The organism is Methylophilus sp. QUAN (genome assembly GCF_015354445.1).
In the GTDB taxonomy this organism is placed as follows: Bacteria; Pseudomonadota; Gammaproteobacteria; order Burkholderiales; family Methylophilaceae; genus Methylophilus.
This window is the reverse complement of the sequence record NZ_JADKYT010000002.1, coordinates 123,145-147,720: the sequence shown is the minus strand read 5'-3', so window position 1 is coordinate 147,720 and position 24,576 is coordinate 123,145. Positions and strand designations below refer to the sequence as shown.

The window sequence follows — 24,576 nt, the reverse complement described above, 5'->3', positions numbered from 1 at the left end:
GCAACATTGTGAACGGCTACATTTTCAGCCCATACACTATGTGAAGCTGTAGTCGATCTGATTATCTGATGGAAAAAACATTAAAGCCCGCAAAATAAAAAACACCTCTGAATTTGAGGTGTTTTTCAACAATAAATCATACTTATGATGATTTATTCAGTGCAATTAAAACCGACTGCAACACCCCAGGAAACTTCTGCTCAATCTCCGCAACCCTGAGTGCATTCATATGCTCTGTGCCTTCAATCAAGGTTTCAACTAATCCGGCTGCGCGCAGGATTTTAAAGTGATGCGACATGCTGGATTTAGGACGATTCAGGTCGAGTTCGCCGCAGGTGAGTTTGCGGCCAGCATTCGCCAAACGGCCTACAATCTCCAGGCGCGTCGGGTCAGACAGCGCATACATAATGTCTGTGAGCTCTACCTGATCCATATTGGGATGTTTAATTTGCCGCATATGTAAAATTTATCACAACGCTTGATATTATTCCATAGTTCGACTATATTCGAACTATGGAAGTTAATAAAAGTGTTTAAGCTGCAATGAAAAAAGAACCATCTTCACAAGGCATCCCCCTCGCCTTATATGCCCTGATGGCCGGCGCCTTTGGTATCGGCACCACTGAATTTGTGATTATGGGCTTGTTGCCAGAAGTGAGCCGCGACTTGCAGGTCAGCATCCCCATGGCTGGCTTGTTGATCAGCGGTTATGCGCTGGGCGTGGCGGTCGGCGCGCCCATCATGTCCATCCTCATGGCCAAATTTTCGCGCAAGCGTTCGTTATTGTGGCTGATGGCCATTTTCACGCTGGGTAATTTGATCTGCGCGGTGGCGCCTGATTACACCACGCTGATGATTGCACGCGTGGTGACTTCGTTTGCGCATGGCACCTTTTTTGGCATAGGCGCAGTGGTCGCCACCAGCCTGGTGCCTAAAGATAAACGCGCGCTAGCAATTGCATTAATGTTTACCGGCCTGACGGTCGCCAATGTGATTGGCGTACCTGTGGGGACCTGGTTAGGCCAATTACTGGGCTGGCGATCAACCTTTTGGGCGGTGACCATGATAGGTCCGTTGGCGTTGGCCGCCATCTATTTTCTGGTGCCCAGTGACCATCATGCAGAAAAAGTGGCAGTTAAGTCTGAGATCAATGCCTTATTGCAACCGCAGGTCATTGCCGGCTTACTGCTGACCATTATTGCAGACACCGGCTTGTTCGCCATACTCACTTATGTCGCACCGATTTTGACCGATGTGGCTCATTTTTCACCCACTGCCATCTCCCCCGTATTTTTATTGTTTGGGGTAGGCATGATGATTGGCAATATTATTGGCGCCAAACTAGCGGACATCAACCTCGATAAAACACTGATAGGTGCGTTGATGTTTATCATCGCCACCTTGGCCTCGTTCTCGCTGTTTTCGCATAACCAGATTGCCGTCGTCAGCCTGGTGGGCTTACTCGGCATTGCGGGCTTTGCGATGGTGCCGTCATTACAGATAAAAATCCTCGAAAAAGCCAGCGGCGCACCTACCCTCGCCTCCGCCATGAACATTGGTGCCTTCAATGTGGGTAATGCCGCCGGTGCCTGGGTCGGGGGGCTGGTTATTTCCTCAGGATTAGGACTCACCTCGATAGGCTGGATTGCTGCCTGCATTGTATTTGTCGGACTCGTATTGGCGGTGGTCGAACTGCGACTGGTTGCAAGCCGCCCTCATTCAACACCTGCGTAAACACCTAATCATCAAAGGACCATCATGGCTGACTTATTTTCAAGCTATCAATTAAAAGATGTCACTCTCAGAAACCGCATTGCGATTCCACCTATGTGCCAATACATGGCCGAAGACGGCGTGGTGAATGACTGGCATTTGGCGCATTACACCACCCTCGCCCGTGGCGGCAGCGGCTTGGTGATTGTAGAAGCCACTGGCGTCGCGCCAGAAGGCCGTATTACACCGGGCTGCCTGGGCATATGGAATGATGCACAAGCTGAAAAACTGCGTGAAATTGCGGCGGCGATTAAAGCGGCTGGTGCAGTGCCCGGCATCCAGATTGCGCATGCAGGCCGCAAAGCCAGTGCAAATAAACCGTGGGAAGGCGATGACCATATCTCGGCAAATGACTCACGTGCCTGGCAACCTATTGCACCTTCGGCCATTGCGTTTGGTGGTGACTTGCCACGCGTGCCAACAGAAATGACGATTGCAGATATTCAACGCGTAAAAAATGACTTTGTCGCTGCGGCCAAACGCGCGCTGGATGCAGGCTTCGAATGGCTGGAAATCCACTTTGCGCACGGCTACCTCGGGCAAAGCTTCACCTCCGCCCATTCCAACCACCGCACAGATAGTTACGGCGGCAGTTTTGAGAACCGCTCACGCTTTACCATTGAAACACTGGAAGCGGTGCGCGAAGTGTGGCCAGAGAACTTGCCACTCACTGCACGATTCGGCGTCATTGAATACGATGGCAAAGATGAAGAAACCTTAAGTGAGTCAATTCAACTGGTGAAAGCCTGGAAACAACGTGGCCTGGATATGCTGAGCGTCAGTGTAGGCTTTACCATTCCGCAGACCAATATTCCCTGGGGCCCTGCATTCCTTGGACCAATCGCGCAACAAGTCAGAAATGAAGCCGGCATTTCAGTATCGTCTGCCTGGGGGTTTGGTGCACCAACACTTGCGGATAATGCCATTCGCCAGGAACAACTAGACTTGGCCATGATAGGCCGTGCGCATCTTGAGAATCCGCACTGGCCTTACTTTGCGGCAAAAGCGTTGCATAAGGAGAATCCCGCCTGGGTGCTGCCAGCGCCTTATGCACATTGGCTGTCACGTTACAGAAGCCCTACTCAGGAATAATCAACCACGTTCCCCGATAAACCTGCCAGCTGGCAGGTTTATTTTTTCATGCCTTTCAGTAAAAAAGTGATGTCTCCGTAACAAAAAACATCGGTAAAAACCATTATCCATCATAACCCATTAATTTTAAGCGGTTCAGCTCACTGCTATTTTCAGCACTGTGGCACTCCAGCACAGCCAGGTCACCCTCTTTAAAATTAAGCTTGTCCATCGAGTTAATGTTTTTGGCAAATTGGGCGTTCAGCTCGCCGCACCTCTTATTACGGCTATTGACATACTGCAGATACTCTTTTTTCCTGAGTTCGGCCGCGGATGAACCATCATTCATCAGTTTGGTATACACGTTTCTCAAACGGAGTTCGGAAATGCTCCACAAACTGAAAGCAACCGTCTCATTGTTAATACTGGGTTCTGCAGCAGAAGTTTCTACCGTGACAATCTCACGCCTGGGTTCAAGTATGGTCTCTGTCGTTTGCACAGGAGGCGGCGTACTCTCAACCTCCAAGGAAGCTGCCTTTGCCGGCGCTGTTGACTCTCCCTGTTGCGAAGGCGTGATCAAGGCAGGCGCAGCGTTAATATCCAACTCCTCCTCAATGGAAGGTAGTTCTACCTGCTGTTCGGATGTTGTTAAACTGTCTACCACCGCCGCAGCAGGCTCAACGATTGGCGGCAATACCACATCTTTCCAGTTGACGACCATCCATACCAAGACAGCCAACCCTATCGTATAGAACAGGAAGGTCACATATAAACTCCATTTCTCATGTCCTATGTGACTACTACCGCAGTTGGGACAGTGAGCCGTTTCAACGTCATCTGATGGATACCAGACCTGCCCGCACGATGCACAAACCTGCTGGGGTGAAAGAAAAATACTCATCCTATTCGCTTTATTAGTTAGTGGATTGATGAATGACATACAGTTTTAATGTGCGTTCATTTTGATTAAAGCGATTGTTTTTTCACTGGTTCACTTTTCACTTTCACACCCGTCTGATTTATTTGACTCAGCCGACAGATTCAATTCCCCGGCAGCATACATTTGCCATTTACCTGTATCCAACCTCTCGCTCAGCTAACTTTTTTGAAATACACAAAACCCAGTAATGATTTTGAATCTATGCCAATTTATTGAACATGTCCGATGGGGAGGGAAGAAAGGTGTCAACGTTAACGCCCCGCTAATGAAAATCATTATCATATTTTCATGACATTCACAATTACATTTACACCAAACATAGTAAATGTTGGTTAAATACCACGTATTTTAGTGGGGTATCTATTGCTTTTAATTTTGCAAGTTCGATACTGTAATCATTGTATTTCCGTGAATAGTTATCCAGGTAATTATTTTCACGATAGCCCAAATGGGTACTTGGCGACTAAAAAACAATACGTAAAATACAATCATGAAATACGCAATAGATCTTGTATTTCATGTGACAAAAAATATCTTTTCGGGAGATGATGATGAGCGCAATCGTTAAATTTATGAAGGATGAAGATGGCGTCGTCGCCATCGAGTATGTCATTATTGCTGCAGCACTGGTCGGTGTACTGGCTGCCGTATTTTCTGGGATGGGTACCACTCTGACCACCAAGCTGCAGGCCATTGTGAACAGTATCACCACCTAGACTCAGCAAGCGTATCGGGTTCAGCCTATGATATCCATTAAAACCTCTTACCCCACTGGTGAGAGGTTTTTTTGTTTCTGAACATGACAAGTTACGCAGTGCTTGAATTATGGTTATTGGCCGGTGTATTGATTTACGCCTGTTACACCGACCTGCGATTTCGCAAAGTGTATAACACACTGATTGTATTTGGCCTGATAAGCGGTTTGGGACTATGGCTATTAAATGCCAGCGCATCAGGCGCGATGCAATGGTTACAAGGTGTGGGGTTAGCGTTCATGTGCTTTATGCCACTTTATTTGCTGAAAGGCATGGCAGCAGGCGATATCAAGCTTGCCATGGTAGTCGGTGGCATTGTAGGTTCGGCGGCATGGATGCCAGTTGCGGTGTGTATCTATCTAGTTGGTGGAGTGTTGGCGATGGGAGTGGTGTTAATGCAAAAACGGGGCATGCAACTCATCAGAAATGTGAATGCACTACTGTTTTTCAGGTTACACCATACGCCTATCCAGCTAGGTATGGAGGATGAGACAGATGGCATCAACAGTGTAGGCAGAATGCCGTACGCACTGGCGATTGCGATAGGTACGTTGATGGGGGTGTACACACAGTATATGTAGTCTGGCATTCACGACCATTTCATTTGCAAGTTTTTTTCGAAAAAGAGAACAAAAATGAATATGCGTGCAATGACAATGTTGTTGTTTGCCTTGTTAGCAGCGATTGGAGCGGTCGTAGCGGCATCCAAATGGTTGCAAACACGTTCGATGCAAACTGAAAAAGTAGTGGTGATGGTCAGCCCACTCAATATGGGTGAAAAAATCAATGTGGGGATGCTGAAACGCATCGATTGGCCCAAAACCAGTTTACCCGAGGGCTTCTTTGGCGAGGTCGAGAAGCTAGACGGACGGGTAGTCAAATATAGCCTGCAAAATGGCGAGCCTGTGCTGGAGTCAAAACTGGCACCAGTGGGCTCTAAAGGCGGCTTATCTGCCGTGATTGCCGAAGGCAAGCGCGCCATCACGGTCAAAGTCAACGAAGTGGTCGGCGTGGCTGGTTTCGCGCTGCCAGGCAATTACGTTGACATGATCGTCAATACCAACCAGGCCGAACGCAACGGCGACGAAGACAATATTTCCAAGATCGTCCTCAAGCACATCCTCGTGCTGGCCGTGGGCGATGACGTCAATGCCAATGCCGACAAACCCAAAGTCGTCAATGCCGTCACCCTCGAAGTCACCCCGGAGCAGGCAGAAATGATAGACCTGGCACGCAGTGTCGGCAATCTCTCCCTGGTATTACGCAATCAGGCCGACCCCGGCGATGTTGCTACCCAGGGTATCACTAAAGAAGCCTTGTTATCTTTGGTCCCGAAAAATACAGGGCCGGTGATGCCCGTGATCAGTAAACCCAAGACTAAAAAAATGATTGTTGCGGCAGCGGCGCCAATAGTGGTGACTAAGAAATGTACCAAGGTATTAACAGGGACGACTGAGTCACTTGAGTGTTTTTGACTCAAAAAGTAAGTGAACAATAACTCAAACAATATTGAAAACCTTAGGTTTTCAGAGGGGGTCGATCATGGATTTCTTCTCATTGAAGAGAACGCATATCGCATTTGATCACAAGTCAAAATATGCGTTGAAGTTGTCTCTACTGGCCGCGGCGCTCATCACTGCCACGTTGCCTTCCTTGTTGATTTCGGCCGAGAAAACCAAAGCGGCAGTCATTGAAACCAACGATTACATTGGCAATGGCGATGCCAACTGTGACGGCGAAATTGCCCACCCCACCACCATGCACCTGCCGCTGGGCAAGTCTACCTTAATGAGCCTGCCGGAGCCGCTGGCGACACGCAGTGTGGGCGACCCTGGCATTTTGCAAACCAAGCTGGTCTCATTAAAAACCCTCTATCTGCTTGGGGTGAATATAGGCACGACCAATATGATCATCAAAGGCAAGAGTGGCAAATGCACCTTTGTCGATGTGGTCGTCAATATGGATGCAGAAGGGTTGCTGCAAACATTATCAGAATTGCTGCCTGAGGAAAAAAACATCAAGGTCACTGCCGCCGCAGATTCGCTCATCGTCTGGGGCTCGGTGGAGGATGCATTGACGGCCAACCGGGTGATTGATATTGCACAGACCTTTGTCAGAAGAAGAACCATGCCGGTATTCGCCAGTGGCGACAACACCCAGATGCAAATGCAGATGCAGATGCAACAACAGCAACAATCACAGCAGCAGCTGAATAATCCGCTACTACAAGAGTTTGTGAATCCACGCATTGTAAACATGCTCACCGTCTCAGCCCAGCAACAGGTGATGCTGGAGGTGAAAGTAGCCGAAGTGTCGAAAACGCTGCTGGATAAACTAGGCGCTAGTATTGCCCTGAGTAAAACCTCAGGCAGTTGGACTTACACCTTGTTAGGTAACTTCCTGTCGACATCGGGCAGTGCCACCGGCGGCTCCATTGGTGGCTTCAAGTCAGCCAATAAAAACTTCACTTTGGATGCCGAAAAACGCGATGGCTTAATCAAGGTGCTGGCTGAGCCAACCATCATGGCCATTAGCGGCCAGGAAGGCAGTTTTCTGGCCGGCGGGCGTATTTTCATCCCTGTGGCGCAAAATGCCGGCGCGGGCAACACCATCACGCTGGAAGAAAAAGAGTTTGGTGTAGGCGTGAAATTCACTCCTACTGTACTGGCGGGTGGACGCATCAATCTACGCGTGGCACCAGAGGTCTCAGAGCTCAATCGTGAAGGCATAGGCGTGACCGCTACCGGATTTAGTGGCACCGCCATTTTACCGGCCTTCACCACCAGAAAAGCCTCGACCACCGTACAACTGTTTGACGGACAAAGCTTCGCCATTGGTGGCTTAATCAAAAACAATACCACAGCCAATATCAAGGCTTTCCCGATTCTGGGAGAGATTCCGATCATCGGTGCATTATTCAGAAGCTCTGACTTTCAGAACGATAAAACCGAACTGGTATTTGTGGTCACACCGCACCTGGTGAAACCAGTGAACCCGGCAGACATTGACCTGCCTACCGGCCGCCATACAGACCCTAACCGCAAAGAGTTTTTCCTGGGCGGCAAACTGGAAGGTAAACCGGACGGAGATACGCCAGCCAAGACCAATGCTGACGAAAAACAACCCGCAAAAAAAACTGATGAACCAAGCGCAGACAATGCGACTGGATACGATCTTAAATAGGATGCCAAAATGAAACCGCTAAATCTATATGTGTTGTTGGGAGTGGCCGTCGGTGTGTCAGCATGTCAAAGCACCATGCCACGATATGAACGCGAGTTTGGTGAAAGCGTCCGCAATACCCTGCAGGCGCAGATCATACACCCGGCTGCCGCCAATAACCCTGACCCGGTCAATGGGCTGGATGGCCGCGCTGCGCGTGACTCGATTAATAGTTACCAGAAGTCGTTCTCCAAACCTGTCCCTCAACCCAGTGTATTTAATTTTGGGGTGGGCGGCACCAGTTCGAATAACGGCACAGGCAACCAGTAGACAGGGAGCGTATCCGCATCAGTTTCTGCCTATGGAGATTGATATGTTAATGACCAGACATTGCAAACAAGCTAAGCAGTCAGGTTCGATTGCGCTGATGGTATTGCTGTTTTTGCCATTATTGCTGGTGATGGGCGGCCTGGGCGCGGATTTAGGCAAACTGTATGTGACTAAATCCGAGCTGCAAAATGCAGCAGATGCCTGTGCGCTGGCTGGGGCGGCACAATTTGATGGCCTGACCAATGAACAAACCAGGGCCTCCGGTGCCGGGCTGACCGTGGCGCAAAATAACCGTGCCTATTTCCAGAAAAATGCGATTGCCTCTGGCGAAGTGACGATTACTTTTCCAACGTCATCCAATGGCGTTAATGGTAAATACGTACGTTGCAGCATTAGCCGTAGTGGCATCAGCAACTGGATTACGCCGCTATTGAACCGCATAGGCGGTAGTGTGAATGCCACCCAGGCACTGACTGCGGTTGCCACCGCCACCACCCTGCCCTCACAAACGGCCTGTGCCATTCCGATTGGCATTTGCCAGCCAGATGTCGCCGGAAAAAATCCGGGCGACTGGCTGTCTGGCATCGCGTCACCAAACAACGGCAACAAAGACACTACACTCTCCGGCCATTTCCGCTGGGTAGACTTTACCAGTGGCGGTGGCGGTGCCAATGAGCTGGCAGATATATTGAGTGGCAAACAGTCTACCGATTGCTCGGTGAAGGCATCGACAAATCAATATATAGGCACTCCTGGCTACAAAGCCTCATTGCGTGATGACTTTAATACCCGCTTTGGTATCAAAAAGAAAAACGAAGCCTCCTCAGGCTACTTTCCAGACGTGAGCGGCAAAGGCTACTACAACCCAGCCCAGACCAATCGCTATGTGGCCGACTTTGTGCCCAACGCTGTGCCTAACAATACCGCTTATAGCGATATTTCGGGCATCACTATCAGCAATGCATACGGTTATATGACTAGCACAGACCTCAAAGCATATGGCACTAACCGGCGGGTAGCCATTGCACCGGTGGTGGATTGCACAACAATGAAGCTCAAATCATTTGTTTGCGTGTTTTTGCTGCATCCGATGCCGACCACCAGCAGCGTCAACTTTAATATGTATATTGAATATCTGGGCAATGCATCTACCTCCGTCACGCCTTGCAGCAAGGCAGGCGGCCTGGTGGGTGGCGGCTCAGTGCTGGGGCCCAAGGTGGCGGCCTTGGTCGAGTGATGGCGGAATGGTGAAATCATCATGAACAAACGCACAACACATTCCGGGATCGCCGCCATCGAGTTGGCGGTGGTGCTGCCTTTTCTGATCATTGTCATGCTGGCAGGCGTCGACCTGGCCAAGACCATGTTTCAGTATAACGAGCTGGTCAAAAATGTACGCGATGCCAGCAAGTACCTGGCCGGACATACGCGGCCGATGAATTGTGCCTCCACCACAGATCCGGAGGTCCTGGCTTACAAAACAGCAGTGACTGAAAGCAAAAACCTGGCTGTTTGTGGCTCGCTCAGCAGCTGTTCGACCGCCTCTGTCTCTGGTCTATCCACCAGCAAGGTACAGATTCAGTATGTGATGGTCGGCAGCGTGACCATGGTCAAAGTCGGCATCAATAGCATGAGCCTATCTTATATCACCAAGCTGTTTTCAGGCTCACTGGCGCTGGGCAATATATCCAGCACGTTTTATCAACCACAACTGGATACAATCAGCACGAGCTGTAATCAACTGACATGAACACACGCAAATCACAACAAGGGGTCTATGCCATCGAGTTTGTACTGGTCTCGGGATTTCTGTTTCTGCTGCTGTTTTCGATTGTCGAGCTAGGCAAAGTGTTGCACTACTACGATGCAGCCTCACAGGCTACGCGCGCGGCAGCCCGTTTAGGCACGGTTTGTACCCAGAATAGCAATGCCATCAAAACACAGGTCACCAGCCGCCTGCCCTTTGTCACGAGCAGCAATGTGGTGGTGACTTATTTGCCGGGCGGATGCACGGTGGCGGATTGCCAAACCATCACGGTGGCATTGAGCCAGGCCGTTTATACCTCGGCAGTGTTTGGTTTTAATGTGACCATGCCCAGTTTTACCACCACGCTCCCCAGAGAAAGCCTGGATAGTCAATATAACGCTAAGTGTAGTTAGGTGTGGATATGAAAATACTAATAATAAGTGAAAACAACCAAGTCATTCAAAGCCTGTCAGGCTTCCAGACGCTCTACCAGCGGGGCTTTGAATGTGTTGCCTACCAAACCAACCTGGTGAGCGCCAACCAGAAAATTGCCGCCGAACGGCCAGATGTGCTGATGATTGATGTCAGCCGCTCGGATGTTGCCGAGTTTGACCTGATTGAGCGCTACAAAACACAATACAGCCAGATGACGTTCATGCTGTTATCTGAGGAGGTCACTTCTGAAATGCTGCTCAAAGGGATTCGGGCCGGTTTTTCTGAAGTGTTGGCGCTGCCATTGTCAGAGCAAAGCCTGATTGCGGCACTGGAACGTTATATGGCCAGGTCACGCGCAACGCGTGGCGTCTCGACTAAGGTCATCAGCGTGATCTCCTGCAAAGGCGGTGCCGGCGCAACTTTTGTGGCCACCAATCTGGCTTATGTCATGGCCGAATATACCCACAAGCGCATTTTGCTGATTGATGCCAATCCCTATTTTGGCGATGCTTGCATGTATTTGTCAGATGAAAAAGCCGGGGCTTCACTGGCCGAGCTTTGCCAGCAGATTCACCGCCTGGATTATGCGTTTCTGGATTCCTCGCTGATTGAAATCACGCCACGCCTGAAAGTGCTGGCAGCCTCGGATAATCCTGCGCATGCCTCGGACGTCAAACCTGAACACCTGGAAAAAATCATCGAGGTAGCGGGTAATTATTACGACCTGATCATCCTGGATTTGGGCCGCCATATTGATGCATTGACGGTCAAGGCGATGGACCTGAGCCATCAGATACTGCCCGTGGTGCAGTTAGTGCTGCCCTATATCCGCGATGCCAATTACCTGTACCGGATTTTCAGTTCGCTGGGCTACGCCAAGGAAAAAATCTATTTCCTGGTCAATCGCTACGACAAGAATGACAAGTTAAAAATTTCAGACTTTGAGCAAGCACTGGGCTTGAAAGTCAGCGACACACTACCCAACGAGTATGCCCTGGTGAACCACGCCATCAATCAGGGCGAAGCCGTTTACAAACTGAATCCGAAATCAGACATGGCAAAAAAACTTAAACAACTGGCTGAAAAATTCACTGGTGAAAAAGTGGCCTCTGCCGGATTTTTCTCTAACCTTTTTAAATAGCCGGAGGCTGCATCATGTCTCTTCGTGAAAAATTGCAATCCGCCAATAGCAGCTTTAATGCACACCATCATCATATGGCCGAAAATGGCCAAGATAGTGGCGGCTACTCCGCGCTGAAAAGGCAGGTACATACCCAGATTCTCGATCGCATTAACCTCGAGAAACTGGCGACCTTGTCGGATGAGCAAATTAAAAAACAGATCAACGAGCTGGTCAGTGTCATTGTTGACGAACAAAGCATTGCCCTCAACACGGCTGAAAGAGGTTCACTGGCCAGGGATATTCAATATGAAATGTTTGGCCTGGGACCGCTGGAACCGCTGCTGAACGACCCAGCCATCTCCGATATCCTGGTCAACGGCTACAACCAGGTCTATATAGAACGCAAAGGCATGCTGGAATTAACGCAGGTGGAATTCCAGGATAACCAGCACTTGCTCAATATCATTGAACGCATTGTCAGCCAGGTCGGCAGGCGGGTCGACGAATCCAGCCCGATGGTGGATGCCCGCCTGGCCGACGGCTCACGGGTCAACGCGATCATCCCGCCGCTGGCGCTGGATGGCCCGGTGATGTCGATTCGCCGTTTTTCGGTGAGCCCGTTGCTCACTGACGACCTGATCAAACTCAAAACCATGACGCCGCAAATGGCGAACTTAATCAGCGCCTTCTCAAAATCCAAAATGAATGCCGTCATCTCAGGCGGCACTGGTAGCGGCAAAACCACCATGCTCAACCTGGTGTCTGGTTTTATCCCCAAAGACGAACGCATCGTCACCATTGAGGACGCGGCCGAATTACGCATGCAACAACCGCACGTGGTGCGGCTGGAAACCCGGCCACCCAATATTGAGAACAAGGGCGAAGTGACGCAAACCGCGCTGGTGCGCAATGCCTTGCGCATGCGTCCAGACCGGATCATTTTGGGCGAAGTGCGTGGTGCCGAAGCACTGGATATGTTGCAGGCAATGAACACCGGCCATGAAGGCTCGTTTGCCACCATCCATGCCAACAGCCCGCGCGATGCCCTGGCCAGGATGGAAAACATGGTAGGCATGGCAGGCGCCAATTTAACCTTACTGGCAACCCGGCAACAAATCGCCGCCGCCATCAATGTGATTATCCAGGTCTCCCGCCTGGTGGACGGCACACGCAAAATCGTCAGTATTCAGGAAATCACCGGCATGGAAGGTGAAACCATTGCCATGCAGGAGATTTATGGTTTCAAGCAAACCGGTGTCGATGAACAGGGTAAAGTCAGGGGCTACTTTTATGCGACTGGCGTCATCCCGACGTTTATGCAACGGCTTAAATCCTATGGGGCTGCACTGCTGGAGTCCGATTTTGACCCGACAGTCAGGTACGAGGTGTAGCTTATGAAGATCAATACACAACTCATGTTATTTGCGGTACTCGGCTTTTTCGCCTGTTTTCTGTTTTTTGAAGCGATCCTGCTGGTATGGAAAGAAAAGCATAGCGCAGAGGCCAGAAAACTTGCCAGCCGCCTCAAGGGCGTTGCCAGCGACAATGTTTACCGCAATGAAATCAGCATCCTGCGTAGCCGCATTCAAGACAGCCAAAGCCAGTTAATAAAAATTATAGGGTGGTTCTTTGATATCAGGGAGTTGGATATCCTGTTACTGCAATCTGGCAAGTTATGGTCTGTCGAGCAATTTACCCGCTATATTTTCCTGTTCTTTGTCTCAGGGTTTGTCATCGGCCTGGTGTCTGGTTTTGACTGGATATGGTGCATGCTATTTGGTGCCTGCGCCAGCCTGCTACCATTAATGCACATCTATCTCGAGCGCAGCAAACGCCTGAAACTGGTAGAGCAACAGCTACCGGATGCCATCGACTCCATGGCGCGCTCGCTGAAAGCGGGCCACTCGTTCCAGAGCGCTTTCAAGATTGTCAGCGATGAATTCGCCGAACCACTGGCCGGGGAATTCCGTATCTCCCTTGAGGAGACCAATCTTGGCGTACCGCTGGGCGAGGCCATGTTAAATCTTAGTCGGCGCGTGCCGATTACCGACTTGAAGTTTTTTGTGATTGCTATCCTGATTCAGCGCGAATCAGGCGGCAACCTTGCCCATGTGCTGACGTCCATGAGCAAGATTATTCGTGACCGTTTTCAGTTAATGCGCGACATCAGCACACTGAGTGCCGAAGGCAGGACCTCGGCCTGGGTCATGTGGCTGATGCCGGTGATGATTGTGCCGTTAATGAGTGCTATTACGCCTTATTATGCCAAGCTGCTATTCGGCACAGAAGTGGGGCTGACATTATTGAAAATCGGTTTTGTCTTGATGATATTTGCAGGTTTATGTATGCGCAAGATTATTCAAATCAAAGTGTGATTGGCGGTCTATCATGAACGAAATCATTGTTTACATCTGTGTCTTCGTTGCCGTCTTTGCCCTGGCAATGTTTATGTTTTCGTTGTTCTCGCATGACAAATATGCGCGAAGGCTAAAATCGCTGCAAACCACACAACACAGCACGCAACTTAAATCAGATGCGGATGACGAATTCGCCTTTAAAGTCGTCAAGCTGGTCGAGCCGTTTGCCAAACTCACCTTACCCAAAGATGGTTGGGAAACCTCACCCCTTAAAGTGCAGTTTCTGCAAGCTGGCTGGCGCGGCGAATATGCACCCAGTTTATTCTTCGGCATTAAGACGCTGCTGACCTTTGCCATTCCGCTCTTGTTTTACCTGCTGTTAAAAGAGCAGTTTTCACGTGACAACTCGCTCAGCCTGGCCGTCATTTTGTTCTCAGGGGCCGCCATGGGTCTGGTGCTACCAAAAATATACCTGGATTTTGTCATCAGCCAGCGCAAGGAAGAGATTCTTGGCGCGTTTCCAGATGCGCTGGATTTGCTGGTGATCTGCATGGATGCTGGCCTCAGTTTTGACCAGGCACTTACACGCGTGTCACATGAAATCAAAATCAAGTCAAAAATCCTGCACGATGAAATGGAACTGATTCTGATTGAAGTGCGCTCAGGAAAAAGCCGTGAGCGTGCACTCAGGCATTTTGTCCTGCGTGTCGGCATTGAGGATATCAATAGTTTTGCCTCTATGATTATTCAGGCCGAGCGCTATGGCACCAGTGTCAGTGAGTCACTCAAGGTCAGCTCCGAAGAGTTGCGTTTGAAAAGAAAGCAACGCGCAGAAGAGAGAGCGGCAAAGATTCCAGTCAAGTTACTGTTCCCTGTGGCTTTCTTTATGCTGCCAACCTTGCTTTTTATTCTGGCGGGTCCCGCAATCATGGAAATATTCAGCGCGATCCATCTTGGCCCCTAGCATGTAAGGAGGAAGCTGCGATGCATTTAACCTATATAGTGATCTTTTCTTCACTCCTGGCACTGGGATGCAGCCACCAGATCCGTGACGAAAAACAGGCCTCGTTCCAAATCAAGCCTACCAGCAATATCGAACTAGTCTCAGCCAGCTCAGCCGCTGATTACGACCAGATAGGCCTGAATTACGAACGACTCAACAACATCGACATGGCGGTGGTCGCCTATCAAAAAGCGTTGCACATGGAGCCGCAACACATTGCCAGCCTGCAACATTTAAGCGCGCTACTCATGCGCCACAATCGCACCGACGAAGCCATTGCGGCTCTGGAACAACTGGTCAGCATTGAACCCAGCGCCAAAAATTATAACAACCTGGGCTTTGCCTATATGCAGAAACAGGATTATGCCCATGCAGAAAAGGCCCTGCATGACGCAATCGCCGTGGATGGTCAGTACCTCAAAGCCAAAAACAACCTGGCGTTACTTGAAATGTCAGTAGCCGCCGGTAAAAGTGAGCCACTGGTAATGGCACAAGCGCCTGCCGCATCCCACACATCGCCAGCGACCTTGCAACAGAAAGGTAAATACATCTATGGCTTGGAATATCAAACCAGCCCACCTGATGCACCAGCGGATGCAGTGGTCACCGTCGACGCGCAACCCGCCAAAAAACCAGGCACTGGTGCGCTGAGTGCGATATTGAAATTACTCTCGCTGGCGCTGCTGCTCTAATCGCTTGTAGCCAAGCGCGAACGTACTCCGTTTTGCAGCAGGTTGAGATTGGTATCACAAATATCACTCGCAGCCCCCAAGACGCTGCAAACAAAAAGCCTGCCATCAAAAGTGGCAGGCTTGTTTGTTGACTCAGGCACATCACTGATTACTCTTGGCAACAAAAGACTCCTGAGACAGGTCGTTCAATCCTCAGTCACCTGCTGCCTGCGCTTTAATAATGGCAACACATGCTCGCCCAATCTGTAGGTTTCCTCCAGATGCGGATAACCTGCCAGAAAGAACATTGAAATACCCAGGTCTTGGTATTCCTGTATGCGTTTCGCTACGTTTTGATAGCTGCCCACAATCGCGCAACCAGGTGGAATGCCGATGTAACCAAAACCAGACCAGACGTTGGGGTGAATAAAGAAATCTTCAAAGCGCTTTTCTTCTTCACTCAAATAGTCATACTCATGACTCAAACGCCTTGCTGAGCGCAGTCCGGCATGAGCAGCCACCGACTTGGCAGCTTTGGTTTGAATCCCGTCATCAAAAAATCTTCTGGCCTCTGCAAAAGCTTCCTCTTCTGTAGCTCTTGCAATCACATCAATGGATAGCCCGAAACGGATATTATCGCGGCCATATTGTTTGGCTCTATTTTTGACATCCGCAATCAGGGCAGAAATTTCAGCTGGGGTTTCAGCACGCATCAAATAATAATCTGCATGCTTAGCGCCAAACTCACGGGCCGGAATAGACGAACCGGCGGTGCAGATCAGCGGTAAAGCCGCTTTTTTGTGCGCGCCCTTTCTGCCACCACCATCGGCTGAATAATACTTACCGCTAAAATGAAATGATTCGTTATTCCAGTAGCCTTTCACTACTTGCAAAAACTCATCGGCCCGTTCATAACGATCGTCATGTGAGATGTTATCCCCCACTTGCTTTTGCACCACTTCAGAACCGCCGTTGATAATATTCCACACCAACCTATTGCGGCTGGCACGTTGGTAGGTGGCAGCCATTTGCACGGCCGCCCAGGGGGAGAAATGATATGGCTGAAAGGCCGACACAAATTTCAATCGCCGCGTTTCCCTTGCCAGCAGTGAGCACACCGTCCACGGCTCCTCACCGCCGGGTGCATTCACCATCAGCACACCATCAAAGCGGTTGATTTCGGCTGCACGCGCAATCTGCGATAAATAATCGATATAGCTAAAATCATCTTCAACATCAAATTCAGACACGGCACCTGTACCCTCACCCGGCGTTCTATGCCAGTCACCCCGATTTCTCGGATCTCCTGGCAAATATTGCGTGTCCCCATGTAAAGGTAAACGCGTGAAATATAAAGTATCACTCATGTTTATTTTTCTATCCTGTCCACTTGATCTATAAACCAACCACTTTCGTGGCAGCCTGTTTGGCGGCTTCCCGTTTACGCACCTCTTCCCTGACAGCAGGAATAATGTAGCGGCCATAGTCAATCGCGTCATATAACGGGTCATAACCACGGTTCAGGAAAGTCGTCACACCAAGATCGTAATAGGCCAGGAGGGATTCAATAATCGTCTCTGGCGTACCAACGAGTGAGGTCGAGTCAGTACCGCCACCAATGGCCGTAGAAGTGGCCATAAACAGGGCTTTGTCATGCACATCGCCTTTTTGTGCAATAGCAAGCTGTCGCTCGGCACCACCACTATTGCCGCGGGCACTGGTGAATGGATTAGGCTGGTAATGTTGCTTTAATGAAGCGACAATATGGTTGGCTTTTTCCCATGCCAATGCCTCTGTCGCGCCAATAATCAGGCGTACCGACATACTCACCCTGGGCGCAACCACGCCAGCTTCTTTTGCATAGGCATTCAATTTACCAATGCGTGCCGCAATATCCTCCAGAGGTTCAGCCCACAATGCATATAAATCCGTATGTTGTACCGCTACCTGGTATGCCCCGTCCGAAGAGCCTCCCAGCGAAAGAGGGATATGTGGTTGTTGTACCGGCTTAATCGGCGAAAAGCCGCCTTTAATCTGAAAATACTTGCCTTCAAAATCAAATGGTTGCTCTGAGGTCCAGGTTTTTTTCACAATCTCGAGGTATTCGCCTGCACGCTCATATCTGGCCGCCTTATCCACCAGATTCTCACCATGTTCAGGCTCTGCCGCGTGGCCGGTGACTGTGTGCAACCGGATTCGGCCACCTGTCGTATGATCCAGCGTGGCATACGCTCGTGCCGCAAGCGTGGGCGCAACCAATGCAGGTCGGTGTGCCAGCATAAATCCTAGTTTTTCGGTATGTGCAGCCGCGTAAGCTGCCAAAAACATAGGGTCGCCACCACCATTCGCTATCAGCACCCGGTCAAAATCCGCCTGCTCATGCGCCCTGGCAAGGTCGCGTAAATACTCAAGGTCAATTTTCCCCCTATTCGCCGCCACAGGCGCTAACTGATTTCTGGGAAATAACCCGCCAACAAACTCTACCGGCATGACACGCTCTCTTTCAACATATTGATTTAATGATTAAATATCAACGATTGACGGTGAATCGTTAATTAACTCCTTAGTGTAGGGTTGGCGCGGCTGATCAAGCAACGTATCTACCTCCCCTGACTCCACAATGCGTCCATGTTTCAAGACCAGCACACGATCTGATATCGAACGCACAATGCCCAAATTGTGGGTGACGAAAATGATCGCCAGCCCATTTCTCTGCAATGACTTGATTAACTCTAAAATGGCTGCCTGTACGGAAACATCCAATGCAGAGGTGATTTCGTCGCAAATCAGCAAACTGGGCTCACATACCAGTGCCCGTGCAATCGATACCCGTTGCAGCTCACCGCCGGATAACTCCTTGGGGAAGCTGTCGGCGATGCGGGGATCAAGCGCGACACGTTTCAAGGCGGCAGCAACCACTTCATGGCTATCTTTAAGTTTTGACGGAAAATAATGGCGGACGGTATTTAACAGGGTCTGCCTCACCGTTTGCCTGGGGTTGAGTGACTGGTATGGATTCTGGAAAATATACTGAATTTGATGGCTAAACGCGGCAGACCGCCCTCTTGCAGCAAGCGCCAATGCCTGACCGTTGAAATACAAACTTCCCAGCGCCTGTGCATTGAGCCCCGCAATTGCTCTTGAAATCGTCGTTTTGCCAGAGCCGGACTCCCCCACCAAGGCCAGGCACTCACCTTTTTTCAAATGAAATGAAATGTCCTTCAATACCTGTTTGCCATCAAAACTGGCGGATAAATGTTTCACTTCCAATAATGGTTGTTGACTGCCCAAGACTAAGACACGTGAGCTCGCGGGCCCAGTCGAACGAATGATTTTGAGTTGAGGTGCGTGTGCTGGGAGATTGATGCATGCAACTGCATGATCCTCACGCGCACTCAGCGGCTCTAATGCTGGCATACTGGTTTTGCACTCTAATTTGGCCCGTTTGCACCGGGGCTCAAACACACAACCTGCCCCCCTGGATTGCAAAGAAGGCGCATTGCCTATGATGGGCACAGGAATCGTATGTAAATGAATATCAGGAATGGCGTTGATTAAACCTTGGCTATAAGGATGAAGCGGCCGCGAAAACAGTGCAGTCGCACTGGCTTTTTCAGCAATGCGGCCACCATATAAAACAATCACATGGTCGGCGATTTTTTTCACTACGGCTAAGTCATGCGATACATACACCGCAGCAACGCCATAGTGTTGGCATAATTTTTTAACCGTCAACAATACTTTGGCCTGAGTCGTCACATCCAACGCCGTGGTTGGCTCATCCAGGACGATCACACTGGGGCGAGTGATAAAGGAGAGTGCTAGCAACACCCGCTGCTGCTGCCCCCCAGAAAGCTGGTGCGGATAGCGGTGCAGAAACGCATCCTCATGCGGAAGCTCTACCTCTTTTAAAGCGTTGACGATACTCGCCTGTTGCTGGGCTACATCCAAGCCAGGCTCGTGCGACCTCAGCACATCCGCCAAATGGGACCTGATAGTGATCAGTGGATTTAAGGCCGTGGACGGATTCTGCGGGACATAACTGACCTGCTTTCCCCTCACCTGGCGTAACGCCTCCTGATCCAGTCTTAGGACATTCAATCCTGCAACATTGACTTCGCCATGCACAATTCTGGCGCCATGACGCGTATGCGCCAGCAAGGCAGTTGCAATGGTTGTTTTTCCTGAACCTGACTCGCCAACCAACGCGAGTATTTGCCCTGCCAATACAGTGAAACTGATATCGGAAACAATCGCTGTACCATCGTTCAAACTGACGTCCAGGTTTTTGACCTCAAGCGCCAGGCTTGCCTGCGGCTGCACATGTAATTGATTAAGCATGCTCACTGACCTCAGTGGATTCATTGATTCTGGAAAACTTCCTTCCGAAGCCCTCAGCAAGTAAGTTAGTGCCCAAGGCAAAGAGTGCAATTAATAAAATCGGAACAAGAATGGAGAAGGGTTGGATCTGTAATCCACCTTTGTTCTCATTAACCATCAATCCCCAGTCAGCCTCGGGTGGCGCCACGCCATAGCCTAAAAAACTCAGCCCCGAGAGTAAGGCCACCGACCATGACAGCATGGTGCCCAGATGAATCAATAGCGGCGTTAGAATGTTAGGCAGGATTTCACGCAACAGGATTTGGTGATGGGGATAGCCCATCATCTCCGCCACTTCAATGTACTCATGTTTTGAGATAGACAGTGCCAATCCCCTGGTTAAACGAATGACACCAGGTACAAAAGCAATCGCTACGGTAATTGCAATCAACCATTTATCCCGGCCTAACATCGAGACAACAAGCAATACCAAAATAAGATGCGGGAATGCCAGGAAAATATCAGCTGTCCAAATAATGACTTGATCAACTCTCCCCTTAAAAAAGCCAGCCACCAGGCCCAAAACCACTCCTAGCACAAGGCCTAGCAATGCAGAGGCTATCGACATCCAAACGATAGAGATGCCGCCATGCAATACCCTGGAAAATACGTCCTGTCCGAGATAATCAGTGCCTAAAGCGATCCCTGCTTGTGGCAAGCTATATCTGGCATCCACCATTTCCTGGGCGGCATAGGGTGCTAGCCATGGTCCCAATATTGCCAAAAGCAAGATCAAGGACGTCAGCAGCAAGCCGACATTGATCTGGCTGTTATTTGAGTAAAAAAACTGTTTGATTGCGTGCATGATGTGATGTTTCAACCTATCTGGTTAACAGAAATTCAGGCAGTTCTGAGCTTGGGTGTTAATAACACGGTCACCACATCCGCCAGCAGATTGATCACCATCACTCCCGAAGCCAAAAACACCACCACAGCCTGGATAACTGGGATATCCCGAATATCCACAGCGGCATTTAAGGCGCTGCCTATCCCTGGATAAGCAAATACGACCTCCACTACCAATGCCCCGCCGAGGAGGACACTGGAAATTAAGGCAATCGCCTGTATGGCAGGAATCACTGCATTGGGAATGGCATATTTCCAGATGATTTGCGTGCGACTCAAGCCTCTTAAATGGGCGGAAATAATAAAGTCTGACTGCAGCACCTCAATTAAAGAGCCCCGGATCAGGCGCACCAGGTAAGGCAGGCTTGATAACACCAGGGTGAGCATGGGCAGTACCATAAACTGCAACTGGCTCCAGACAGACTGGTTCGCTTGAATCAGGGAAACCGCTGGAAAAATATTAAACACCAAGGTTGAAAGCAACATCACCAGGCCATAAGCGATGGCAAAACTGGGCACCGCTTTCACAAAAATCAGAAACGAAATTGCCAGGCGATCCAATAACGCATCTTTATGCAAAGCGAGATAAATACCGATGGTGAACGCCGCAGGGATTAATACCAACAGTGTCAAGCCCAATAAAATCAGTGTATTTTTTACTTTACCTGCAATGAGATTTACCACCGGCATCTTAGAGTCGATTGAAATGCCAAAGTCTCCCACTAGAGCCGGTTTTATCCAGTGGAGATATTGCGTCACCAATGACTGGTCAAGCCCTAATTGATGACGCAATATTTGAGTTGCTTCTTCAGAAGCCTCCGGCCCCAGAATAACGCGTGCCGGGTCGGAAGGCAGTGCTTGGGTGGCGACAAACACCAGCATTGAAATGACAAACAAACCAAGAATGCTTGAAAGCGTACGTTTAGCTATCCACTTTAACAAATTGGTAGAAATGATCCCCTTTTTGCGCACATGACTGGGCAACGGGCTGCTGTGTTCTGTCACCTCTGCCAGTCCTCGGTCGATAGGGCCAGCAGTTGCAGGCAACGAGATCTGTTCAGGCGTCACAGATGAGAAATCTTTGAGCTCTAGATTTTGCATAGCTTGATTTACACCGATTGATTGAGCCATAACTTGTCAAAACGCCAGGTTGGGAAATGTGAACGCTCGGGCTTCAGGCCGCCAACAGATTGAGAAGCCAGGTCCAGCGTATTCACAAAGGACCATATGATTAAGCCACCTTTGTCATGCTGGATCTGCTGTGCCTCATGGACCAAAGGCGTACGCTTCTCAAGGTCTTTGGTAGAAATCGCCTGCCTGAACAAGGTGTCGAACCGCTCATCTGCAAAATGTGTTTTATTGGCACTGGAAAGAAAGCTGTCCACGGTAGATGCTGTATGTAAAAAGCTACCACCCAGTTTGCTATTGCAGCTCAATTGCCAATCTGCACGTTTAGGGCCACCAAATGTCGCCGCATCCACCTGGTTGATTTTAATATTCACGCCAGCTTTTTTCGCTTGAGCGGCAAACACTTGCGCTACTGGCGAACCACCGGCCACAGCAGAAAGTCCAGGCCCTACGGTGAGCTCCACGGTCAACCCTTCATAGCCCGCCTGCTTAATGAGTGATCTCGCCTGCTCAGGGTCATATGGCCGTTGTGGGATCGCGCTGTTAAAAGTGGGATCCAAAGGCGAGTAAATATCATTAGCGACTCTGCCCTGACCTGCCAACGCACGATCAATCACCTCTTGCCGATCAATCATTAACCTGAAAGCCTGCCTTACACGGTCATCTTTAAAAGGCTCCACACTCAGGTTTAAATCTATCGATTGGAAACCATGCGTCTGATTGGTAATGACCTGGATATTTTGGTTGCGATTGAGCGCAGTGACTTGCTCAGGCGCAACGCCGTTTGCCATATCAATCTGACCGCTTAATAGCGCGGAAATACGTGCATACTCATCTTTAAAATCAATAATCTCCAATTCATCTGGATAAGGCTGACCAGACTTGTAGAAATTAGCGAAGCGGGTAAAAACAGAGCGTTGTCCAGGCACAAACTCTTTGAGCTTAAACGGTCCTGCTCCCACGGGATTGGTCACTGGGTGATAATCCACTGGCACAATGCCGCCAAAGTTCACCCAGGCATCTGGTAAAGAGAGTAATCCCGTACCACCTCTAATCGGGATTTGTACGGTACGATCATCCAGTTTGACTAAGTTATCCCTATCAATCCACTTCACGTAGCCTAAGTAAGGCGACGCCAGTTCAGGGTCGGACAGCCGACGGGTTGAGAAAATCAGATCGTCTGCGGTAATGGTTTTACCATTATGAAACTCCAGGTCTTTTTTAAGACGAATAGTCCACAATGTCGCATCATCATTGACTTCAACTTCCTCAGCTAACGCCAGGTCTGGCGTCATGTGCTCGCTCCATTCCCACAGTTTGCTGTACAACGCAAAACCACGAATGATGGCACTGGCAGTGGTAGGCTTATGCGCATCCAAATCCCCTGCCTTACTGCCATCAATAATGCCCATGCGTAGCCTGCCACCATATTTTGGTGTACTTGATTGCGTAGAGACGCCTTGAGCGGTAGATGCCTGCTCATCTCTGCATCCAGATAGCAAACCTCCACCCAAGAGCAAACTACCGCCAATGGCAGCGCCTCTGATGAGAAAGCCTCTTCTTGATAATTCGCTGCTCATTACGCGGCCTCCTGCTGATTCACATGAACATCTTCCGGACGTACGCCTCGCAATGGATAGTTTTCTTTACGCACCGGTGATAACACCGGCACTTCAAAACCATGATCCAGGTCCAGAAGCGGGAACAGCAAATCGGCCACGCGATGGGCCTCTTCAATTAATGGCCAGCCGGACAAAATGAAGGCGTGGGTGCCATTTGCCTCAAACTCTTTAATCCTGGCCGCCACATTCTTTGCGCTGCCGACCAGCGTCGTACCCGATAGTGGCGCAACGATGTTAAAGCCATGCAAGGCAGGCCCAGTCCACACATTGGGATAGATTTCGTAATCTTTGGCTTTGGGCAGATACCCTGCTCTGACCGCCTCAATATTTTTTTGTACCTGAGGATTGTCACTCTTGAAGGTTTCAAAAGTTTCGCCCGGCGGCAGTTGCCTGATAATGCAATCCTTAGCGTACTGCACTGAGGTGCGGTCAACTAAATATTGCGCATACTCCCAGGCCTCTTCTTCGGTTTCGCGTACGATAATTTGCAACCGTGTGCCAAAAGTGAGTTTTCGGCCCAATTTCTCTGCTTCTGCGCCCACCCTTTTAAACTTCTCGCATAATGCAGGCGGTTTGTCGGCAAAGCTGAGGTATACATCCAGCAACTTGGCCGCTTGCTCCACGCCAGGTGCGGAGGTACCCGCTCCCCACAACGGAATACTAGGCAAGTGCTGGGTGAGCTGGCCGCGGTTAGGCGTCACCAGCGGCGATGGCTTGGGCGCAATCTTGATATATTTGCCGTCATAGCCACTACTATCGCCCGCATACACTTTGCTGAAAGCATCCCAGTACTCATAGCTAAACAAGTAGCGTTCATCATGTTTGATATGAAATCCCAGAGAGGGCAGCACACCGTCGTTGCCATTAATCACGTTGTAAATCAGGCGTCCGCCGGAGAAGCGGTCTATAGTCTGTGCGATTTGGGCCAGCTTGGCAGGGGCGATCAGGCCAGGATGCACGGCAGCGACAAATTTCATGCGCTTGGTGGTCGCCAGCATAGAGGCGGTTAAGGTATGCACCTCATCTTGCCCGGTGGCAAGCAATGCCCCGTAAAACCCTAATTTATCAATGGTGCTTGCCAACTGTTGCAAGTGCTCGAACCCGGTGTTCCAGCGCCCATCTGCCTCCCATGGCACGGGACCATCAGGAGCGGTGAGATACCATAAAATTTTGACTGCCATTTGTATTCCTCTTACTTAGCTAATAAATCATTCACAATCCATATTGACCTTG

24 protein-coding genes are annotated in these 24,576 nt (G+C 49.8%); 15 read left to right on the top strand and 9 right to left on the bottom strand.

Annotation, left to right across the window (positions count from 1 at the left end; genetic code table 11):
- Positions 1–142: 142 nt before the first annotated feature.
- Positions 143–457, bottom strand: a complete 315-nt coding sequence (locus INP79_RS09410) for a helix-turn-helix transcriptional regulator (protein WP_194754039.1) — start codon at positions 455–457, stop codon at positions 143–145.
- Between the two features lie 86 nt (positions 458–543).
- Between INP79_RS09410 and INP79_RS09405 the strand changes: the two genes are divergently transcribed.
- Complete coding sequence (locus tag INP79_RS09405) at positions 544–1,734, top strand: MFS transporter (RefSeq protein WP_194754038.1); 1,191 nt, start codon at positions 544–546, stop codon at positions 1,732–1,734.
- Between the two features lie 24 nt (positions 1,735–1,758).
- The gene (locus INP79_RS09400; RefSeq protein ID WP_194754037.1) at positions 1,759–2,865 is read left to right on the top strand and encodes an NADH:flavin oxidoreductase/NADH oxidase; all 1,107 of its coding nucleotides are present in this window, start codon (positions 1,759–1,761) and stop codon (positions 2,863–2,865) included.
- A gap of 103 nt (positions 2,866–2,968) precedes the next feature.
- Here INP79_RS09400 and INP79_RS09395 read toward each other — a convergent pair whose 3' ends face one another.
- Entirely contained in the window at positions 2,969–3,610 is a 642-nt protein-coding gene (locus tag INP79_RS09395; protein WP_194754036.1) for a hypothetical protein, read from the bottom strand.
- A gap of 725 nt (positions 3,611–4,335) precedes the next feature.
- On the opposite strand from INP79_RS09395, the gene INP79_RS09390 reads away from it, so the two are divergent.
- The 13 genes from INP79_RS09390 to INP79_RS09330 all read left to right on the top strand — a co-directional run bounded on the left by INP79_RS09390 (position 4,336) and on the right by INP79_RS09330 (position 15,388).
- A complete protein-coding gene (locus INP79_RS09390; protein ID WP_194754035.1) occupies positions 4,336–4,500 on the top strand; it encodes a Flp family type IVb pilin in 165 nt (54 codons plus the stop codon).
- An 83-nt stretch (positions 4,501–4,583) separates the two neighbouring features.
- The gene (locus INP79_RS09385) at positions 4,584–5,120 is read left to right on the top strand and encodes a prepilin peptidase (RefSeq protein WP_194754034.1); all 537 of its coding nucleotides are present in this window, start codon (positions 4,584–4,586) and stop codon (positions 5,118–5,120) included.
- Positions 5,121–5,174: 54 nt separating this feature from the next.
- Positions 5,175–6,014 carry a Flp pilus assembly protein CpaB gene (gene cpaB, locus INP79_RS09380; RefSeq protein WP_194754033.1) on the top strand — a complete coding sequence of 280 codons (840 nt, stop codon included), beginning with the start codon at positions 5,175–5,177 and terminating at the stop codon, positions 6,012–6,014.
- A gap of 67 nt (positions 6,015–6,081) precedes the next feature.
- Positions 6,082–7,722, top strand: coding sequence for a type II and III secretion system protein family protein (locus INP79_RS09375; protein WP_194754032.1), 1,641 nt, complete (start codon positions 6,082–6,084; stop codon positions 7,720–7,722).
- Between the two features lie 9 nt (positions 7,723–7,731).
- Positions 7,732–8,031, top strand: coding sequence for a hypothetical protein (locus tag INP79_RS09370; RefSeq protein ID WP_228519846.1), 300 nt, complete (start codon positions 7,732–7,734; stop codon positions 8,029–8,031).
- Positions 8,032–8,074: 43 nt separating this feature from the next.
- A complete protein-coding gene (locus INP79_RS09365; protein WP_194754031.1) occupies positions 8,075–9,268 on the top strand; it encodes a pilus assembly protein TadG-related protein in 1,194 nt (397 codons plus the stop codon).
- A 21-nt stretch (positions 9,269–9,289) separates the two neighbouring features.
- Entirely contained in the window at positions 9,290–9,781 is a 492-nt protein-coding gene (locus tag INP79_RS09360; RefSeq protein WP_194754030.1) for a TadE/TadG family type IV pilus assembly protein, read from the top strand.
- Positions 9,778–10,191 carry a TadE/TadG family type IV pilus assembly protein gene (locus INP79_RS09355; protein ID WP_194754029.1) on the top strand — a complete coding sequence of 138 codons (414 nt, stop codon included), beginning with the start codon at positions 9,778–9,780 and terminating at the stop codon, positions 10,189–10,191. Before INP79_RS09360 ends, INP79_RS09355 begins: the two co-directional genes overlap by 4 nt.
- A gap of 8 nt (positions 10,192–10,199) precedes the next feature.
- A complete protein-coding gene (locus tag INP79_RS09350) occupies positions 10,200–11,354 on the top strand; it encodes an AAA family ATPase (protein ID WP_194754028.1) in 1,155 nt (384 codons plus the stop codon).
- Between the two features lie 14 nt (positions 11,355–11,368).
- Positions 11,369–12,727, top strand: a complete 1,359-nt coding sequence (locus INP79_RS09345; RefSeq protein ID WP_194754027.1) for a CpaF family protein — start codon at positions 11,369–11,371, stop codon at positions 12,725–12,727.
- Positions 12,728–12,730: 3 nt separating this feature from the next.
- Positions 12,731–13,711, top strand: a complete 981-nt coding sequence (locus tag INP79_RS09340; protein ID WP_228519845.1) for a type II secretion system F family protein — start codon at positions 12,731–12,733, stop codon at positions 13,709–13,711.
- 13 nt (positions 13,712–13,724) lie between these two features.
- On the top strand, positions 13,725–14,657 hold the full coding sequence (locus INP79_RS09335; RefSeq protein WP_194754026.1) for a type II secretion system F family protein: 933 nt from the start codon (positions 13,725–13,727) through the stop codon (positions 14,655–14,657).
- Between the two features lie 20 nt (positions 14,658–14,677).
- On the top strand, positions 14,678–15,388 hold the full coding sequence (locus INP79_RS09330; RefSeq protein WP_194754025.1) for a tetratricopeptide repeat protein: 711 nt from the start codon (positions 14,678–14,680) through the stop codon (positions 15,386–15,388).
- Between the two features lie 185 nt (positions 15,389–15,573).
- On the opposite strand, the gene INP79_RS09325 is transcribed toward INP79_RS09330, so the two are convergent.
- Genes INP79_RS09325 through INP79_RS09295 form a run of 7 tightly spaced genes read right to left on the bottom strand, consistent with a single transcriptional unit; the run spans position 15,574 to position 24,524 of the window.
- Complete coding sequence (locus INP79_RS09325; protein WP_194754024.1) at positions 15,574–16,734, bottom strand: LLM class flavin-dependent oxidoreductase; 1,161 nt, start codon at positions 16,732–16,734, stop codon at positions 15,574–15,576.
- 28 nt (positions 16,735–16,762) lie between these two features.
- Positions 16,763–17,857, bottom strand: a complete 1,095-nt coding sequence (locus tag INP79_RS09320) for an LLM class flavin-dependent oxidoreductase (protein WP_194754023.1) — start codon at positions 17,855–17,857, stop codon at positions 16,763–16,765.
- 33 nt (positions 17,858–17,890) lie between these two features.
- Positions 17,891–19,708: an ABC transporter ATP-binding protein gene (locus INP79_RS09315; RefSeq protein WP_194754022.1), complete on the bottom strand. Its 1,818-nt coding sequence runs from the start codon at positions 19,706–19,708 to the stop codon at positions 17,891–17,893.
- On the bottom strand, positions 19,701–20,552 hold the full coding sequence (locus INP79_RS09310; protein ID WP_194754021.1) for an ABC transporter permease: 852 nt from the start codon (positions 20,550–20,552) through the stop codon (positions 19,701–19,703). The genes INP79_RS09315 and INP79_RS09310 overlap by 8 nt, the downstream gene beginning before the upstream one ends.
- A gap of 35 nt (positions 20,553–20,587) precedes the next feature.
- Positions 20,588–21,694: an ABC transporter permease gene (locus INP79_RS09305; protein ID WP_194754020.1), complete on the bottom strand. Its 1,107-nt coding sequence runs from the start codon at positions 21,692–21,694 to the stop codon at positions 20,588–20,590.
- 8 nt (positions 21,695–21,702) lie between these two features.
- A complete protein-coding gene (locus INP79_RS09300; protein WP_194754019.1) occupies positions 21,703–23,301 on the bottom strand; it encodes an ABC transporter substrate-binding protein in 1,599 nt (532 codons plus the stop codon).
- Positions 23,301–24,524: an LLM class flavin-dependent oxidoreductase gene (locus INP79_RS09295; protein ID WP_194754018.1), complete on the bottom strand. Its 1,224-nt coding sequence runs from the start codon at positions 24,522–24,524 to the stop codon at positions 23,301–23,303. The genes INP79_RS09300 and INP79_RS09295 overlap by 1 nt, the downstream gene beginning before the upstream one ends.
- Positions 24,525–24,576: the final 52 nt, after the last annotated feature.

Excerpts from the sequence above, each read along its gene's own strand:
- INP79_RS09410 (WP_194754039.1), bottom strand. The coding sequence starts at position 457 with ATGCGGCAAATTAAACATCCCAATATGGATCAGGTAGAGCTCACAGAC.
- INP79_RS09405 (WP_194754038.1), top strand. The coding sequence starts at position 544 with ATGAAAAAAGAACCATCTTCACAAGGCATCCCCCTCGCCTTATATGCC.
- INP79_RS09400 (WP_194754037.1), top strand. The coding sequence starts at position 1,759 with ATGGCTGACTTATTTTCAAGCTATCAATTAAAAGATGTCACTCTCAGA.
- INP79_RS09390 (WP_194754035.1), top strand. The coding sequence starts at position 4,336 with ATGAGCGCAATCGTTAAATTTATGAAGGATGAAGATGGCGTCGTCGCC.
- INP79_RS09385 (WP_194754034.1), top strand. The coding sequence starts at position 4,584 with ATGACAAGTTACGCAGTGCTTGAATTATGGTTATTGGCCGGTGTATTG.
- cpaB (WP_194754033.1), top strand. The coding sequence starts at position 5,175 with ATGAATATGCGTGCAATGACAATGTTGTTGTTTGCCTTGTTAGCAGCG.
- INP79_RS09375 (WP_194754032.1), top strand. The coding sequence starts at position 6,082 with ATGGATTTCTTCTCATTGAAGAGAACGCATATCGCATTTGATCACAAG.
- INP79_RS09370 (WP_228519846.1), top strand. The coding sequence starts at position 7,732 with ATGAAACCGCTAAATCTATATGTGTTGTTGGGAGTGGCCGTCGGTGTG.
- INP79_RS09365 (WP_194754031.1), top strand. The coding sequence starts at position 8,075 with ATGTTAATGACCAGACATTGCAAACAAGCTAAGCAGTCAGGTTCGATT.
- INP79_RS09360 (WP_194754030.1), top strand. The coding sequence starts at position 9,290 with ATGAACAAACGCACAACACATTCCGGGATCGCCGCCATCGAGTTGGCG.
- INP79_RS09355 (WP_194754029.1), top strand. The coding sequence starts at position 9,778 with ATGAACACACGCAAATCACAACAAGGGGTCTATGCCATCGAGTTTGTA.
- INP79_RS09350 (WP_194754028.1), top strand. The coding sequence starts at position 10,200 with ATGAAAATACTAATAATAAGTGAAAACAACCAAGTCATTCAAAGCCTG.
- INP79_RS09345 (WP_194754027.1), top strand. The coding sequence starts at position 11,369 with ATGTCTCTTCGTGAAAAATTGCAATCCGCCAATAGCAGCTTTAATGCA.
- INP79_RS09340 (WP_228519845.1), top strand. The coding sequence starts at position 12,731 with ATGAAGATCAATACACAACTCATGTTATTTGCGGTACTCGGCTTTTTC.
- INP79_RS09335 (WP_194754026.1), top strand. The coding sequence starts at position 13,725 with ATGAACGAAATCATTGTTTACATCTGTGTCTTCGTTGCCGTCTTTGCC.
- INP79_RS09330 (WP_194754025.1), top strand. The coding sequence starts at position 14,678 with ATGCATTTAACCTATATAGTGATCTTTTCTTCACTCCTGGCACTGGGA.
- INP79_RS09325 (WP_194754024.1), bottom strand. The coding sequence starts at position 16,734 with ATGAGTGATACTTTATATTTCACGCGTTTACCTTTACATGGGGACACG.
- INP79_RS09320 (WP_194754023.1), bottom strand. The coding sequence starts at position 17,857 with ATGCCGGTAGAGTTTGTTGGCGGGTTATTTCCCAGAAATCAGTTAGCG.
- INP79_RS09315 (WP_194754022.1), bottom strand. The coding sequence starts at position 19,708 with ATGCTTAATCAATTACATGTGCAGCCGCAGGCAAGCCTGGCGCTTGAG.
- INP79_RS09310 (WP_194754021.1), bottom strand. The coding sequence starts at position 20,552 with ATGCACGCAATCAAACAGTTTTTTTACTCAAATAACAGCCAGATCAAT.
- INP79_RS09305 (WP_194754020.1), bottom strand. The coding sequence starts at position 21,694 with ATGCAAAATCTAGAGCTCAAAGATTTCTCATCTGTGACGCCTGAACAG.
- INP79_RS09300 (WP_194754019.1), bottom strand. The coding sequence starts at position 23,301 with ATGAGCAGCGAATTATCAAGAAGAGGCTTTCTCATCAGAGGCGCTGCC.
- INP79_RS09295 (WP_194754018.1), bottom strand. The coding sequence starts at position 24,524 with ATGGCAGTCAAAATTTTATGGTATCTCACCGCTCCTGATGGTCCCGTG.